The following is a 15,543-nucleotide window of genomic DNA, read 5'->3' on the forward strand; positions in this document are numbered from 1 at the left end:
AAAAAGTTAAGTAACCGGGGCTGTTTTATTCAGCCCCGAGTTGTTTCTGAATTCCATAGACGAGACTGACTCCATGGCCCTCGACATTCACGCCCACCGTATCCTGATCCTCGATTTCGGTTCCCAGTACACCCAGCTGATTGCCCGCCGCGTGCGTGAAATCGGCGTGTACTGCGAACTGCATCCGTTCGACATGGATGACGAAGCGATTCGCGAATTCGCTCCGAAAGGCGTCATTCTTGCCGGCGGCCCCGAGTCCGTGCACGTAGCTGACAGCCCACGCTGCCCGCAAGCAGTGTTCGACCTGGGCGTACCGGTCTTCGGTATCTGCTACGGCATGCAAACCATGGCTGAACAGCTGGGTGGCAAGGTCGAAGGTTCCGAGCTGCGCGAATTCGGTTATGCCCGCGTAGACGTGGTCGGCAAGAGCCGCCTGCTCGACGGCATCGAAGATCACATCGACGCCGACGGCCTGTTCGGCCTCGACGTGTGGATGAGCCACGGTGACAAAGTCACCAAGATGCCACAGGAATTCCACATCCTGGCCAGCACCCCGAGCTGCCCGATTGCCGGCATGTTCGACGATGCTCGCGGCTACTACGGCGTGCAGTTCCACCCGGAAGTGACCCACACCAAGCAGGGCGGTCGCATTCTTTCGCGCTTCATCCTCGACATCTGTGGCTGCGAAGCCCTGTGGACGCCTTCGAAAATTGCCGAAGACGCCATCGCCAACATTCGCGCTCAGGTCGGCACCGACAACGTACTGCTCGGCCTGTCGGGCGGTGTGGACTCCTCGGTAGTTGCCGCGCTGCTGCACAAAGCCATTGGCGACCAGTTGACCTGCGTCTTCGTCGACAACGGCCTGCTGCGTCTGCACGAAGGCGAGCAAGTGATGGCCATGTTTGCCGAGAACATGGGCGTCAAAGTGATCCGCGCCAACGCTGAAGATCAGTTCCTGAACAACCTGGCCGGCGAGTCCGACCCAGAGAAGAAACGCAAAATCATCGGTCGCACCTTCATCGACGTCTTCGATGCCCAGTCCAACAAACTGGACAACATCAAGTACCTCGCCCAGGGCACCATCTACCCGGACGTGATCGAGTCGGCTGGCGCCAAAAGCGGCAAGGCACACGTGATCAAGTCGCACCACAACGTGGGTGGCCTGCCGGAAGAGATGAACCTGAAGCTGGTCGAGCCGCTGCGTGAGCTGTTCAAGGACGAAGTCCGTCGTCTGGGCCTGGAACTCGGCCTGCCGTACGACATGGTCTACCGTCACCCGTTCCCGGGCCCGGGCCTGGGCGTGCGGATCCTTGGTGAAGTGAAGAAGGAATACGCCGACCTGCTGCGTCGCGCCGACCACATCTTCATCGAAGAACTGCGCAAGGCCGACTGGTACCACAAAGTCAGCCAAGCGTTCGTGGTGTTCCAACCGGTGAAATCGGTTGGCGTGGTTGGCGATGGCCGTCGTTACGCGTGGGTCGTGGCCCTGCGTGCCGTAGAAACCATCGACTTCATGACCGCGCGTTGGGCTCACCTGCCTTACGAACTGCTGGAAACCGTCAGCGGCCGCATCATCAATGAAATCGAAGGCATCTCCCGCGTAACTTACGACGTGTCGAGCAAGCCGCCAGCGACGATTGAGTGGGAGTGATCCCGGCGTTAGCTGATCGTCCGTAACACCCGAAAGGCCCCGTGAACGCGAGTTCACGGGGCCTTTTGCGTTTCAGCGCCGCGCCACGTCTGAAAAATAAAACTTATCCAGCGTATGTCGCGACTCGGTGTACTCGAACTGGCGGCCATCCTGCAGGAACGTCTGGTTACTCACCACGATTACGTGGCTTTGGCCGTCGAGGTCCAGCAGCAATTGATCGTCCTTGCTGCGGGGCACCGCTTCGATGGTGCGCTGGGCGTAGGCGATTTGCAGTTGCAGGGTTTGTTCGATGAAGGCGTAGATCGATTGCTCGGCGATGTCGCGGGACAGGCCGGGAATCACATCGCTGACGAAATGGTTGATGTCGAGGATCACCCGTTTGCCATCGATGCGCCGCACCCGTTTGATCCGCGTGATCAGGCTGCCGGCTTCGGCCTGGATGTGTTCCAGCAGCGCGCCTTCAAGCGGTATCTGATCGAACTCGACCACTTCGGTGCTGACGTCGTTGCCCAGCCGTGGATAGGTTTCCTGGAAGCTGACGATGCCGCCGAGCTGGAATTCGATCGGGTTGGTCGACAGCACGAAGGTGCCTTTGCCGTGGACTTTCTGGGCGAAACCGCGCTCCTGTAACTGCTCGATGGCCTTGCGCACGGTGCCGCGGCTGGCCTGGTAGCTGTCCATCAACTCGGTTTCAGAAGGCAAGCGGGCGCCGCGTTCCAGACGTTCGGTGGTGATGCTGGCAAGCAGATCGGTGTAGATCTGGTTGTATTTACTCATGGGGATGGCTCTATGCCGCGCTGTACTCAAGGTTTCGAACCTTAAGGGCAGGGTAGGGCTTTGTCCATGCGGCAATGGGTTTCTTCGATTTTGGAGGTAGGAAATGTCGCCGCCGGTCGGCGCCGAGACAAACAAAATCAAACTCGTCTGTACGAGTTGTTGCTTTAACTCGTACAGACGAGTACTTTTCGTTTCGGCGTGCTGCCAATAACAAAAAACTACAGCGGAAGAACAAGCATGAGCCACGACTACCCGAATATCGCCAGCGAGCTGCTTGTCAGCCTCGGTGGCAGCGACAATCTTGAGCAGGCCGCGCACTGCGTCACACGCTTGCGCCTGGCCCTCAAGGACCCAAGCCTGGTCAACAGCGCCACGCTGAACCAGATCGATCTGGTCAAGGGCTCGTTCTTCACCGGCGGCCTGTTCCAGGTGGTCATAGGCCCCGGCGAAGTGGAAAAGGTCTACGCCGAACTGCGTCGGCAAACCGGTCTGGCGGCGGCGACCATCGCCGACGTCAAACAAAAGAGCGCGGACAAGATCAACGCCATGCAACGGCTGGTGCGGGTGTTCTCCGATGTGTTCATGCCGATCCTTCCGGCGCTGGTGGTTGCCGGCCTGCTGATGGGCGTCAACAACCTGATCGGCGCCAAGGGCATGTTCATCGAGGGCAAGACCCTGCTGGATGCGTACCCGGGCCTGGATGGCATCTGGAGCCTGATCAACTTGATGGCCAACACCGCGTTCGTGTTCCTACCGGCCCTGGTGGGCTGGTCAGCGGCCAAGCGGTTTGGTGGAAGCGAAATACTCGGCATCGTGCTCGGCCTGATGCTGGTGCATCCGGACCTGCTCAACGCCTGGAACTACGGCAAAGCGGTGGCCGGGCTCGACGGTCAAAGCCTGCCGTACTTCGATATTTTCGGCTGGTTCAAGATCGAGAAGGTGGGTTATCAGGGGCAGATTTTGCCGATCCTACTGGCGGCCTACGTGATGAGTGTCATCGAGAAATGGCTGCGGGCGCGGGTGCCGAACGCCGTGCAATTGTTGGTGGTGCCGATCACCACCATCGTCGTCACCGGCGTGCTGGCGCTGGCGGTGATTGGTCCGGTGACCCGGCATCTGGGGATTCTGATCACCGAAGGCGTGGTCACCTTGTTCGATCTGGCGCCGATGGTCGGCGGGGCGATTTTTGGCATGCTCTACGCACCGCTGGTGATCACCGGCATGCACCACATGTTCCTCGCCGTGGACCTGCAACTGATCTCCACTCAGGGCGGCACTTTTATCTGGCCGATGATCGTCATGTCCAACCTCGCCCAAGGCAGTGCGGCGCTGGCGGTGTTCTACATGACCCGCAACGCGCGGGACAAAAGCATGGCCTCGACCTCGGCGATTTCCGCGTACTTCGGCATCACCGAGCCGGCGATGTTCGGCGTTAACCTGCGCTACAAATTCCCGTTTTATTCGGCGCTGATCGGCTCGGCGCTGGGCTGCATCTTCCTGTCGCTGAACAAGGTCCAGGCCTCGGCGATCGGCGTCGGCGGCCTGCCCGGTTTTATCTCGGTCATCCCGCAGTTCATCCCGATGTTTGTGATCGGAATGATCATCGCCATGGTCGTGCCGTTTGTTTTGACCTGTGGGTTGAGCATGAAGATTGTTCGGCCTGGTTTTCGGGTCGCCTGATAGATCGCCTTCGCGAGCAGGCTCGCTCCCACATTGGAACGCGTACCCACTGTAGGAGCGAGGCTTGCCCGCGAAGAGGCCCTAAAGGCCAGTACAAAACTTACTGAAGGAACCCCGCCATGCAAGACTGGCAACGCTCGGTGATCTACCAGATCTACCCGAAAAGCTTCCACAGCCACGCCGGCAACCCCACGGGTGATTTGCTCGGTGTCGTGGCCAAGCTCGATTACCTGCACTGGCTGGGCGTCGATTGCCTGTGGATCACGCCGTTCCTGCGTTCGCCGCAACGCGATAATGGGTACGACATCAGCGATTACTACGCCATCGACCCGAGCTACGGGACCATGGCCGACTGCGAATTGCTGATCGCCGAGGCCGGCAAGCGCGGGATCAAGTTGATGCTCGACATCGTGGTCAACCACACCTCCATCGAGCACACCTGGTTCCAGCAGGCTCGCAGCAGCCTCGACAACCCGTACCGCGATTTCTACATCTGGCGCGACCAGCCGAACAACTGGGAATCCAAGTTCGGCGGTTCGGCCTGGGAGTACGAAGCCCAGACCGGCCAATACTTCCTGCACCTGTTCGACCACACCCAGGCCGACCTGAACTGGGATAACCCGCAAGTGCGCGCCGAAGTCTTCAAGATGATGCGCTTCTGGCGCGACAAAGGCGTCGGTGGTTTCCGTCTGGACGTGATCAACCTGATCTCCAAACCGGCGGATTTTCCCGAGGACAACAGTGACGGTCGGCGCTTCTACACCGACGGCCCGAACGTCCACGACTACTTGCAGCAGATGCACCGCGAAGTGTTTGAAGGCCATGACCTGATCAACGTCGGCGAGATGTCCTCCACCAGTCTTGAACACTGCATTCGCTACTCGCGGCCAGAGTCAAAAGAGTTGTCGATGACCTTCAACTTTCATCACTTGAAAGTGGATTACCCGAACCTGCAAAAGTGGATTCGCGCCGACTTCGACTTCCTGCAACTCAAGCGCATTCTCTCGGATTGGCAGACCGGTATGCAGGCCGGCGGGGGCTGGAATGCGTTGTTCTGGTGTAACCACGATCAGCCGCGAGTGGTGTCGCGTTTTGGTCACGACGGCGAGTATCGGGTGGTGTCGGCGAAGATGCTCGGCACGGCGTTGCACTTCCTCCAGGGCACACCGTTTGTGTACCAGGGCGAAGAACTGGGGATGACCAATCCGGGCTTCGATCACATCGACCAGTACCGCGATGTCGAGACGCTGAACATCCATCGCCTCAAGCGCGATGCCGGTGTCAGCGATACCGACAACATGGCGGCAATCATGCAGAAGTCCCGGGACAACGGCCGCACGCCGATGCACTGGAATGCCGAGCCGAACGCCGGTTTCAGCGTGGCCGAACCGTGGATCAGCGTGCCGGCCAACGCCGCGCAGATCAACGTCGCCAGCCAGCTCGACGACCCGGATTCAGTGCTGCATCACTATCGCCGGTTGATCGCGTTGCGCCGCGACGAGGACTTGGTGTCCGACGGCGTGTACCGGCAAATTCTGCCGGAGCATGCGCAAATCTGGGCGTACACAAGGGAAGGTCAGGGTGAACGATTGCTGGTGCTGAACAACTTCTACGGCACAGCCTGCGAAGTTGAATTGCCGGTTGAGGTGATCAGCGAAGCGATGTCGCAACGCTTGGTGATCAGCAACTACCCGGACTGTCCACCGCGCAATCGGCAAGTGTTTCTGCGGCCCTTTGAGTCATTCGTGCTGCACCTGACTAACTACTAAAAAACAACGTTTTCAAAAACACGCAGAACGCTGCGCGGGGGAGTTTTGCGCGCCGTTTTTGCTGCAACACACAATAAAAATAATGGGGTGGCTCTTGAAAACAACAATAAATCGCAGCCTTGTCGCAGCGGGCGTGTGCCTTGCATTACCACTGTCGGCCCAGGCGCTGGAGTTCGCCGGTTACTTGCGCAGCGGCGTCGGGACTTCGGTTAACAGTGGCAAACAACAATGTTTTCAGTTGCCGGGCGCGCAGACCAAATACCGTTTGGGCAACGAATGCGAACAGTACGCCGAACTGGAATTACGCCAGGATCTTTACACCCTGGACGATGGCTCGGTGCTGAGTGTCGACGGTATGGCTTCGCTGTATAACCAGTACGACAAGGACCTGACCTTCAACGGTGACAACGGCTCGGTTCGGATGCCGCAGATGTATGCGCAGTGGTCGAATATGCCGAGTCTGAATGGCGGTTCGTTGTGGGCCGGTCGGCGTTACTACAAGCGGAACGACATCCACATTTCCGACTTCTACTATTGGAACCAGAGCGCCACCGGCGGTGGTATCGAAGACGTGTTGATCGGCGATCTGAAATACAGCTACGCCTACTCGCGCAAGGACAACCTGTACCAGAAGGACTACATCAACCGGCATGACTTCAACGTCGCCGGGTTCGACACCAACCCCGGCGGTGAGCTGGAACTGGGACTGAGCTACATCGACAAACCCGACAGCCGCGATGCGCACCGTGGCTGGGCCGTTACTGCCCAGCATGTGCAGAAAGGCTTTCTCGGCGGCAAGAACAAACTGGCCTTCCAGTACGGCGAAGGCCCCGGTACCGGATTGGGTTATACCGGTAACGTGAAGCTCGACGACAGCAACAAAAGCTATCGGGTGGTGGAGTTTTTTGACTGGCAGGTGACGCCGCGCTTTGGCGGGCAGATCGAGGCGGTGTATCAGAAAGACATTCGCCCGGACGGTGCCGACCAGAACTGGATGTCCATCGGCGTGCGTCCGGCTTATGCGATCACCGAGCAGTTCAAACTGGTGACCGAACTGGGCCACGATCAGGTGGATGCGCCGGGCGGGACGCGCAAGTTGAGCAAGTTCACCTTCGCCCCGACCTGGTCGCCCAAGGGCCCGGAATTCTGGGCGCGCCCCGAGGTGCGCCTGTATTACACCTATGCGAGCTGGAACGAGGCGGCCAAACGGGCGGCCAATGAACTGGCGGCGGGCTCGGCGTTGTCCGACACCGGCGCCTTCGGCACGGCGCGCCACGGTGCGAATGTCGGATTGCAGGTCGAGTACTGGTGGAAATAAGCGATGCTGTCGGGGCCTCGCGCTCCATCGGCACTTCAAAGAACAAAACAGCAGGTGACGTCATGGCCACATCCCAACAATTGCAGCTGCATGCGCCACTGTCCGGCGTATTGATGCCACTGGACCTTGTCCCCGACCCGGTGTTTTCCAGCCGCGTGATCGGCGATGGCCTGTGCATCGATCCGACTTCGAGCACCTTGTGCGCGCCGCTGGCCGGGGTGGTCAGCAACGTGCAGGCCAGTGGGCATGCGATCAGCATCACCGGGGAGAATGGCGTGCAAGTGCTGATGCACATCGGCCTCGACACGGTGAACCTGGCCGGCAAGGGTTTCACCCGGTTGGTGGAGGAGGGCGAGCAAGTTGACGTCGGCCAGTCGCTGATCGAGTTCGATGCCGATTTTGTCGCGCTGAATGCCCGTAGCCTGCTGACGTTGATGCTGGTGGTCAGCGGTGAGCCGTTCACCTGGCTGGTGCCCGAATCTGGCGTGGTGGACAGCGGCCAGCCGTTGTTGGATGTGAACACTACAGGGCAATCGGCGGATGACGTGAGCGCGGAGGAAGGCGAGGCGCTGTTTTCAAAACCGGTGACCCTGGCCAACCCGAACGGCTTGCATGCGCGCCCGGCCGCCGTGTTTGCCCAGGCCGCCAAAAGATTTTCAGCGAGTATTTACCTGCATAAAAAGCAGGACAGCGTGAACGCGAAATCCCTGGTGGCGATCATGACGCTGCAGACCGCTCACGGTGACGTGGTGCAAGTCAGCGCGGCGGGGCCGGATGCTGAAGAAGCGATTAAGACCCTGGCCGAGTTGCTGGCGTCGGGCTGCGGAGAAGCGGTGACGCCGCCGGTGGAGGTGAACGAGATCGAGGCTTCATCGCTGAAGGTGCTGCGTGGGGTGTGCGCATCGGCCGGATCGGCGTTTGGCCAAGTGGTGCAGATCACCGAACAGAAACTGGACGTCGTTGAACTCGGCACCACACCGCACGCTGAGCGTGATCATCTGGCCCGGGGCTTGGCCGAGGCGTTGGCGGCCTTGCAGCAGTTGCGCGACAACGCGGTTGGCGACGCGCAGGCGGACATCTTCAAGGCGCATCAGGAACTGCTCGAAGATCCGAGTCTGCTGGAAGTGGCTCAGGTGCTGATCAACGAGGGCAAAAGCGCGGCGTTCGCCTGGCGCGCGGCCACCGAGTCGACGGCCACCCTGTTCAAAAGCATGGGCAATGCCTTGCTGGCCGAGCGCGCGGCAGACTTGGCGGATGTCGGTCAGCGGGTGCTTAAACAGGTTCTTGGTGTGCAGGATCATGCAATCGATTTGCCGGAAGGGGCTATCCTGATCGCCGAACAACTGACACCGTCCCAGACCGCCGGGCTCGATACCCGCAAGGTGCTGGGTTTCGCCACGGTCGGCGGTGGTGCCACCAGCCACGTCGCGATTCTGGCCCGGGCCGCAGGCCTGCCGGCGATCTGCGGTTTGCCGGTTCGGGTGCTGGCGCTGGCCGATGGCACGCAAGTGTTGCTCGATGCCGACAAGGGCGAATTGCAGCTTGATCCGGATCTGGCGGCCATCGAACAACTGCAAGCCAATCGTCAGCAACAACAGAAACGCCATCAACATGAACTGGCCCACGCCACGCTCGCCGCATGCACCCGCGACGGTCATCACATTGAGGTCACGGCCAACGTCGCATCGTTGGCTGAAACCGAGCAGGCGATGAGCCTGGGCGGCGAGGGCGTCGGACTGTTGCGTTCGGAGTTTCTGTATCTGGATCGCAACCACGCGCCGAGCCATGACGAGCAGGCGTTCACCTACAGCGCCATCGCCCGTGCATTGGGGCCGACGCGCAATCTGGTGGTGCGAACCCTGGATGTTGGCGGCGACAAACCGCTGGCCTACGTGCCGATGGACAGCGAAACCAACCCGTTCCTCGGCATGCGCGGGATTCGCTTGTGCCTGGAGCGCCCGCAGCTGTTGCGCGATCAGTTCAAGGCGATCCTCAGCAGCGCCGGTCTCGCTCGTTTGCACATCATGTTGCCGATGGTCGCGCAGCTTTCGGAACTGCGTCTGGCGCGGCAACTGCTGGAAGAAGAGGCGCTGGCGCTGGGCCTTACGGAACTGCCGAAACTGGGGATCATGATCGAAGTACCGGCCGCCGCGTTGATGGCGGATCTGTTTGCGCCCGAGGTGGATTTTTTCTCCATCGGCACCAACGACCTGACCCAATACACCCTGGCCATGGACCGCGATCATCCAAGGTTGGCCAGTCAGGCCGACAGTTTTCACCCGTCGGTGCTGCGCTTGATCGCCAGCACGGTCAAAGCGGCGCATGCCCACGGCAAATGGGTTGGCGTGTGCGGTGCGCTGGCCTCGGAAACCCTGGCGACGCCATTGTTGCTGGGGTTGGGGGTGGATGAGTTGTCGGTGAGCGTGCCGCTGATTCCGGCGGTTAAAGCGGCGGTGCGTGAAGTGGACCTGGTGGACTGTCAGGCCATCGCCCAGCAAGTGCTGGGGCTGGAAAGCGCCGAACAGGTGCGCGAGGCATTGCGGCTGTACCACGAGGCGACGGTCGATACTTCACTGGTTCTGGAGAACTGAACATGTTCGAGAAAATGCAGCGGGCGTTCTGGAAAGCGTTGACGCCGGATCTGGTGGTGGATGAGCCCAAGCAGGCTGTTCAACCGGTTGCAGGTTTGGCCGGGGATATCGTGGCGGCGTTGGGCGGGGTGGATAACCTCAAGTCGCAGAAGCCGGTGGCGTTGACGCGGGTGCGGGTGGAGTTGCGGGATGTGGGGCAGATGGATCGGCAGGCATTAAATCGGGCGGGTGTGCCGGGGGTTATGCTGCTGGATGATGGGGTTGTGCATTTGATCATCGGCCTCGCGCGCTGATCGTTCCCTTGTGACGAGGGGGCTTGCCCCCGTTGGGTAGCGAAGCGGCCTAAATCCTGCAATCGCATTGTATCTGGCACACCGCGTTGAATGGATTTACGACTGCTTCGCAGCCGAACGGGGGCAAGCCCCCTCGCCACAGGGAAACGATCGGTCATCAATCCTGCGGCCATCCGCCGCCCCGCCCTTACTGTTTCTCAACCGCAGGTGTATCGTATTCGCCTTTTGCGGGCCTCAGGCCTGTCGCTGATACGTGAGGTAGTTGAGTTCATGTCCTTTACCCGTCGACAAATACTCGGTGGTCTGGCCGGTCTTGTGGTGGTTGGCGTGGGGGCTGGTGGCGCGTCGCGTTACTGGCTGGGCAAGATGGCCGATGCGGATGCGGGCCACGACTACGAACTGATCGCCGCACCGTTGGACGTCGAGCTGGTCGCCGGGCACAAGACTGAAGCCTGGGCGTTCGGCCCATCGGCGCCGGGCACCGAGTTGCGGGTGCGGCAGGGTGAATGGCTACGGGTGCGTTTCATCAACCACCTGCCGGTCGCGACCACCATCCACTGGCACGGCATCCGCCTGCCGCTGGAAATGGACGGTGTACCCTACGTCTCGCAGCTTCCGGTTTTGCCGGGCGAATACTTCGACTACAAATTTCGCGTGCCCGACGCCGGCAGCTACTGGTATCACCCCCACGTGAACAGCAGCGAAGAACTCGGCCGAGGCCTGGTCGGTCCGCTGATCATCGAAGAGCGCGAGCCCACCGGTTTCAAGTACGAAAAAACCCTTAGCCTGAAGAGCTGGCACGTCGATGAAGAAGGCGCGTTCGTTGCCTTCAGCATTCCGCGTGAAGCGGCGCGCGGTGGCACGGCGGGGCGCCTGTCGACCATCAACGGCGTGCCGCAAGCAGTGATCGAATTGCCTGCCGGGCAGATCACCCGCGTGCGTTTACTCAACCTCGACAACACCCTGACCTATCGCCTCAACATTCCCGGCGTCGAAGCGCAGATCTACGCGCTGGACGGCAATCCCATCGAACCACGCCCGCTGGGCAAGGAATACTGGCTCGGCCCGGGCATGCGCATCTGCCTGGCGATCAAGGCACCGCCGGCCGGTGAAGAGCTATCCTTGCGCAACGGCCCGGTGCGCGTGGGCACGCTGCGTTCAGTGGCGAACACTGACGCACCGACCCAATGGCCGCCCGCGCTGCCCGCCAACCCGGTGGCCGAGCCGGACCTGGCCAATGCCGAGAAACTCAACTTCAATTTCGAATGGGTGGGCTCGGTGTCGGTCAACGTCGACAACGGCAAGCCGCCGAGTCTGTGGCAGATCAACGGCAAGGCCTGGGACATCACCGACAAGACCTGCGCCGACCGCCCGATTGCCAGGCTTGAGAAGGGCAAGAGCTACATTTTCGAATTGAAGAACATGACTCAGTATCAGCACCCGATTCACCTGCACGGCATGAGCTTCAAGGTGATTGCCTCGAACCGGCACAAGGTCATCCCGTACTTCACCGACACCTATTTGTTGGGCAAGAACGAGCGCGCGCAAGTGGCGCTGGTGGCGGATAACCCGGGAGTGTGGATGTTCCACTGCCATGTGATCGATCACATGGAAACCGGCCTGATGGCCGCTATCGAGGTGGCGTGATGCGTCAGATTCGTCCCGCCGCGATCATCGACCGCAGCCGCGACCGCGACTTCATGCGCGAAGCCCTGGCCCTTGCCGCTCAAGGCGCGGCCCTCGGCGAAGTGCCGGTGGGCGCGGTGCTGGTGCAGGACGGGGAAATCATCGGTCGCGGCTTCAATTGCCCGATCAGCGGCAACGACCCCAGCGCCCATGCCGAAATGGTCGCGATCCGCGCCGCCGCCCTGGCCGCCAGCAACTATCGCCTGCCCGGCAGCACCCTCTACGTGACGCTGGAACCGTGCAGCATGTGCGCCGGCCTGATCGTGCATTCGCGGATTGCGCGGGTGGTGTACGGCGCGCTGGAGCCCAAGGCCGGGATTGTGCAGAGCCAGGGGGAGTTTTTTACCCAGGGCTTCTTGAATCACCGGGTTTTGTTTGAAGGCGGGGTGTTGGCAGAAGAGTGTGGCGCGGTGCTAAGCGAGTTCTTCAAGGCCCGAAGAGCCAAGCCTGCAGACTAAAACACGCCAAAATCTGTAGGAGCAAAGCTTGCTCGCGATAGCGGTGGTTCAGTCAGCATTTTGTTGAATGTTAATCCGTCTTCGCGGGCAAGCCTCGCTCCTACAGGTACCGGTGATCTGTAGGAGCGAGGCTTGCCCGCGAAGCTTTTATTTGCGAGCGACGATAACGGCCCGCATCGGCGCCGGCAGCCCTTCAATCGTTTTGCTGTGATCTTCCGGATCGAGGAAGTCGCTCAACGACTGGTACTTCATCCACTCCGTCCCGCGCTGTTCCTCGACGGTCGTCACGCTGACATCCACACAACGAACATCCGTGAACCCGGCGCGCCGTAGCCATAGTTCCAGCGCCGGCACCGACGGCAGGAACCACACGTTACGCATCTGCGCATAACGGTCTTCCGGCACCAGCACTTGTTGCTGATCACCTTCGATCACCAGCGTCTCCAGCACCAGTTCGCCGCCCTTGACCAGGCAATCCTTCAGCGCCAGCAAATGCTCGATCGGCGAGCGACGGTGATAAAACACGCCCATGGAAAACACAGTGTCGAAGCCTTCCATGTTCGGCGGCAGGTCTTCGAACGGGAACGGCAGGTGCCAGGCATTCGGCTCGGACAGGTAACGCTGCACCGCCTGGAACTGGCAGAAGAACAGCCAGTTCGGGTCGACGCCAATCACACTGTCGGCCCCGGCGCCGAGCATGCGCCACATGTAGTAGCCGTTGCCGCAACCGACATCGAGGATGCGCTTACCCTTCAAGTCCAGATGCGGCGCGACCCGCGACCATTTCCAGTCCGAGCGCCATTCGGTGTCGACGTGCACTCCGAACAAATCGAACGGCCCCTTGCGCCACGGCGACAGGCCCATCAGCGCGGTGCGCATCTGCGCACGGGTTGCATCGTCGCAATCGGTGTCCAGCGTCAGGCCGTTGAGCAAGTCGACTTCACTCGGCTGGATCTTCGGCAAGGCGTCCAGCGCGCTTTGCCAGCGCTCCAGGTCGCCGTGACCTTTCTCCATTTTCTTGTCGAGTTGCGCTTGCAAGGTGTTGGCCCATTCGGCCAGCGGGGTGCCAGCCAGACGGCGGGCGAGGGTGGACAGATCAATCATGGCAAGGCAATCAACGAGGCAAAGTTAAGACACTGGAACCACGGCACGACTTTCGAGAACCCGGCGGCCAACAGGCGTTCGCGATGTTCTTCGAGGCTGTCGGGCTTCATGACATTTTCGATGGCGCTGCGCTTCTGGGCGATTTCCAGTTCGCTGTAGCCGTTGGCGCGTTTGAACGCGACGTGCAGGTCGGTGAGCAACGCGTGTTCTTCCAGATCGTTGAAGCGCAGCTTCTCAGACAGGATCAGCGCACCGCCCGGCAACAACGACTGGCGGATGCGCGAGAGCAACGCCGTGCGCTGCTCCGGAGCGATGAATTGCAGGGTGAAGTTCAGCGCCACCACTGAGGCGGGCTGGAATTCGAGGGCGAGGATGTCGCCTTCGATCACTTCAACCGGCAGCAGCTCCTGGAACATAGAGTCCTGACCGTTGAGGTATTCGCGGCAGCGCTCGACCATCGCCGCCGAGTTATCCACAGCGATAACCCGGCACCCGTCGGTGCGCACGTGACGGCGCAGGGCCTGGGTCACGGCGCCGAGGGACGAACCGAGGTCGTAGAGCACGCTGTTGGGCTGGGCGAACTGCGCAGCGAGCACGCCGAGGTTTTCGACGATGGTCGGATAACCCGGCACCGAGCGCTTGATCATGTCCGGGAACACCCGCACCACGTCCTCGTTAAAGGCGAAGTCAGGCACCTGGGCCAAAGGCTGGGCGAAAAGGCGATCGGGTTCTTTGCTCACGGCGGTTCCAGCGGCATTGGTGGAAAAGGCCGGCATTTTAGCCAAATTGACGGGGGGATGCGCGGGTTGTCTGATAAACCGCTGCGAACGATGAGAATCCACTGTGGCGAGGGGGCTTGCCCCCGTTCGGCGGCGCAGCCGTCGTAAAATCGGTGGATGCGATAGACCTGAAAGAATGCAGGGGAGCGCGTCGCACTCCAACGGGGGCAAGCCCCCTCGCCACAGGGGGTCAGCGTTGTTCTTGAGTAAACGCCGACGCCGTAATCCCCCATTGTCCCACCCAGTAACTCAGGATGATCACGTAAGGCGCCGCCTCGAACGGCATCACAAACCGACTGATCCCAATCACGCTATCGGAAAACACAAACGCCACCGCGCCCGCCGCCGCCAGCAGCGCGGAGCGCTGGGGCACATCGCTGCCCAGTCTGGCCAATGCGCGCCAGAGCATCGCGCTGATCGCCACGCCGTACACAATCACTGGCACCAGCAACGGCCCGAGCCCGTGGGAAATCAGAATCCCCAACAGCACCGCGCCAACCCCGACGGCCAAGACCAACGGCAACAACGCCAGGCGCCGGCAATCACTCAAGTACGCTTTCAGATACGCCAGATGCGCGACCAAAAACGCCCCCAGCCCAAACACAAACAAATCCCCCGGCCACGCCAGCAGCACATCGCCGAGCAGGGAAAAAATCAAACCCAGGCTGATCCAGCGCCGATATTCGGTGGGCGGTGCGTCGTGCAGCCAGCCGAGCAGGGCCAGTACCGGCAGTGGTTTGACCAACAGGCAGAGCAGTGCGGCATGCACGCTCAACCCGTAAAGAAAGGTCACCGCGCCCATCAACGCCAGAATCAGCCAGCCCACGATCAGTTAACCGAGATTGCGCAATCGAAGGTTTTCACTGCCGGGACTTCCGGCGCCCACGGTTGCGAGTAGGTCAGGCGCAAACGGCCAGTACCGGTAGCAAACGACTGGAAGCGCCAGGTCGAAATCCCGGCGCTGCCCACCAGCCCGGCGTCTTCCGGGTTGCTGTAGACCTCGGGGCTGAGGGCGCGCAACACGCCACCGGCGGAATCCTGGATCGCCCAGCGATAACCCGTGGTCGGGTTGCTCGGCAGGATCAGGATCAGGTTTTGCCCGTTGTTCAGCCTGGCCGGGCATTCGCTTTGTTTTTCCACGGTCACGTTCTGTTTCGTCTGCGTGGCGCAGGCGGCCAGCAGGGCGAGGGCGAGGGGGACTAACAGGCGGGTGGGGGACATAAGGTCAGTGGCTCCGGCATTCACGACGAACGGCGAGCATAACTGAAGATGAGACAAAGTGTGACAGCGCTGGGAATTGGCGTGGTCAGTGCTGACGCCTTCGCGGGCAAGCCTCGCTCCTACAGGGGGTTGTGTGTCGGTCGCGAAAAATATGAACGACACACAACTCTGTAGGAGCGAGGCTTGCCCGCGAAAGCGGTGGTGCAGGCACTACAT

General features: G+C 60.8%; 13 protein-coding genes. 8 read left to right on the top strand and 5 right to left on the bottom strand.

The window, feature by feature from the left end; all coding sequences use genetic code 11:
• The first annotated feature begins 73 nt into the window (after positions 1 to 73).
• Entirely contained in the window at positions 74 to 1,651 is a 1,578-nt protein-coding gene (gene guaA / locus ACIOYV_RS13020; RefSeq protein ID WP_054045341.1) for a glutamine-hydrolyzing GMP synthase, read from the top strand.
• A gap of 72 nt (positions 1,652 to 1,723) precedes the next feature.
• Here the strand turns inward: guaA and treR are convergent, their stop codons facing one another.
• Positions 1,724 to 2,428, bottom strand: coding sequence for a trehalose operon repressor (gene treR / locus ACIOYV_RS13025; RefSeq protein ID WP_163912275.1), 705 nt, complete (start codon positions 2,426 to 2,428; stop codon positions 1,724 to 1,726).
• A 237-nt stretch (positions 2,429 to 2,665) separates the two neighbouring features.
• Between treR and treP the strand changes: the two genes are divergently transcribed.
• From treP to tadA, 7 genes are all read left to right on the top strand, one after another.
• Positions 2,666 to 4,108, top strand: a complete 1,443-nt coding sequence (gene treP, locus ACIOYV_RS13030; RefSeq protein ID WP_401324164.1) for a PTS system trehalose-specific EIIBC component — start codon at positions 2,666 to 2,668, stop codon at positions 4,106 to 4,108.
• A gap of 119 nt (positions 4,109 to 4,227) precedes the next feature.
• Complete coding sequence (treC, locus tag ACIOYV_RS13035) at positions 4,228 to 5,877, top strand: alpha,alpha-phosphotrehalase (RefSeq protein ID WP_401324166.1); 1,650 nt, start codon at positions 4,228 to 4,230, stop codon at positions 5,875 to 5,877.
• 94 nt (positions 5,878 to 5,971) lie between these two features.
• Complete coding sequence (locus ACIOYV_RS13040) at positions 5,972 to 7,195, top strand: maltoporin (protein ID WP_401324168.1); 1,224 nt, start codon at positions 5,972 to 5,974, stop codon at positions 7,193 to 7,195.
• 62 nt (positions 7,196 to 7,257) lie between these two features.
• A complete protein-coding gene (gene ptsP, locus ACIOYV_RS13045) occupies positions 7,258 to 9,786 on the top strand; it encodes a phosphoenolpyruvate--protein phosphotransferase (RefSeq protein ID WP_401324170.1) in 2,529 nt (842 codons plus the stop codon).
• 2 nt (positions 9,787 to 9,788) lie between these two features.
• Positions 9,789 to 10,079, top strand: a complete 291-nt coding sequence (locus tag ACIOYV_RS13050) for a PTS glucose transporter subunit IIB (RefSeq protein WP_401324172.1) — start codon at positions 9,789 to 9,791, stop codon at positions 10,077 to 10,079.
• Positions 10,080 to 10,349: 270 nt separating this feature from the next.
• Positions 10,350 to 11,726 (top strand): multicopper oxidase family protein, encoded by a 1,377-nt coding sequence (locus ACIOYV_RS13055; protein ID WP_401324173.1) that lies wholly within the window; start codon positions 10,350 to 10,352, stop codon positions 11,724 to 11,726.
• A complete protein-coding gene (gene tadA, locus ACIOYV_RS13060; protein ID WP_401324175.1) occupies positions 11,726 to 12,223 on the top strand; it encodes a tRNA adenosine(34) deaminase TadA in 498 nt (165 codons plus the stop codon). The genes ACIOYV_RS13055 and tadA overlap by 1 nt, the downstream gene beginning before the upstream one ends.
• 147 nt (positions 12,224 to 12,370) lie before the next feature.
• Here tadA and cmoB read toward each other — a convergent pair whose 3' ends face one another.
• From cmoB to ACIOYV_RS13080, 4 genes are all read right to left on the bottom strand, one after another.
• Positions 12,371 to 13,327, bottom strand: coding sequence for a tRNA 5-methoxyuridine(34)/uridine 5-oxyacetic acid(34) synthase CmoB (gene cmoB, locus ACIOYV_RS13065; protein WP_401324177.1), 957 nt, complete (start codon positions 13,325 to 13,327; stop codon positions 12,371 to 12,373).
• The gene (cmoA, locus tag ACIOYV_RS13070) at positions 13,324 to 14,103 is read right to left on the bottom strand and encodes a carboxy-S-adenosyl-L-methionine synthase CmoA (RefSeq protein ID WP_401324179.1); all 780 of its coding nucleotides are present in this window, start codon (positions 14,101 to 14,103) and stop codon (positions 13,324 to 13,326) included. Before cmoA ends, cmoB begins: the two co-directional genes overlap by 4 nt.
• Positions 14,104 to 14,296: 193 nt before the next feature.
• Positions 14,297 to 14,932 (bottom strand): lysoplasmalogenase, encoded by a 636-nt coding sequence (locus ACIOYV_RS13075; RefSeq protein ID WP_401324181.1) that lies wholly within the window; start codon positions 14,930 to 14,932, stop codon positions 14,297 to 14,299.
• 2 nt (positions 14,933 to 14,934) lie between these two features.
• On the bottom strand, positions 14,935 to 15,327 hold the full coding sequence (locus tag ACIOYV_RS13080; RefSeq protein ID WP_401324183.1) for a protease inhibitor I42 family protein: 393 nt from the start codon (positions 15,325 to 15,327) through the stop codon (positions 14,935 to 14,937).
• Positions 15,328 to 15,543 lie beyond the last annotated feature (216 nt).

The sequence above is a fragment of the Pseudomonas sp. NPDC087342 genome, assembly GCF_044744265.1.
GTDB classification, from domain to species: domain Bacteria; phylum Pseudomonadota; class Gammaproteobacteria; order Pseudomonadales; family Pseudomonadaceae; genus Aquipseudomonas; species Aquipseudomonas nunensis.

Bases quoted from the DNA above. Each gene is read 5' to 3' on its own strand.
- guaA (WP_054045341.1), top strand. From the start codon at position 74: ATGGCCCTCGACATTCACGCCCACCGTATCCTGATCCTCGATTTCGGT.
- treR (WP_163912275.1), bottom strand. From the start codon at position 2,428: ATGAGTAAATACAACCAGATCTACACCGATCTGCTTGCCAGCATCACC.
- treP (WP_401324164.1), top strand. From the start codon at position 2,666: ATGAGCCACGACTACCCGAATATCGCCAGCGAGCTGCTTGTCAGCCTC.
- treC (WP_401324166.1), top strand. From the start codon at position 4,228: ATGCAAGACTGGCAACGCTCGGTGATCTACCAGATCTACCCGAAAAGC.
- ptsP (WP_401324170.1), top strand. From the start codon at position 7,258: ATGGCCACATCCCAACAATTGCAGCTGCATGCGCCACTGTCCGGCGTA.
- ACIOYV_RS13050 (WP_401324172.1), top strand. From the start codon at position 9,789: ATGTTCGAGAAAATGCAGCGGGCGTTCTGGAAAGCGTTGACGCCGGAT.
- ACIOYV_RS13055 (WP_401324173.1), top strand. From the start codon at position 10,350: ATGTCCTTTACCCGTCGACAAATACTCGGTGGTCTGGCCGGTCTTGTG.
- tadA (WP_401324175.1), top strand. From the start codon at position 11,726: ATGCGTCAGATTCGTCCCGCCGCGATCATCGACCGCAGCCGCGACCGC.
- cmoB (WP_401324177.1), bottom strand. From the start codon at position 13,327: ATGATTGATCTGTCCACCCTCGCCCGCCGTCTGGCTGGCACCCCGCTG.
- cmoA (WP_401324179.1), bottom strand. From the start codon at position 14,103: ATGCCGGCCTTTTCCACCAATGCCGCTGGAACCGCCGTGAGCAAAGAA.
- ACIOYV_RS13080 (WP_401324183.1), bottom strand. From the start codon at position 15,327: ATGTCCCCCACCCGCCTGTTAGTCCCCCTCGCCCTCGCCCTGCTGGCC.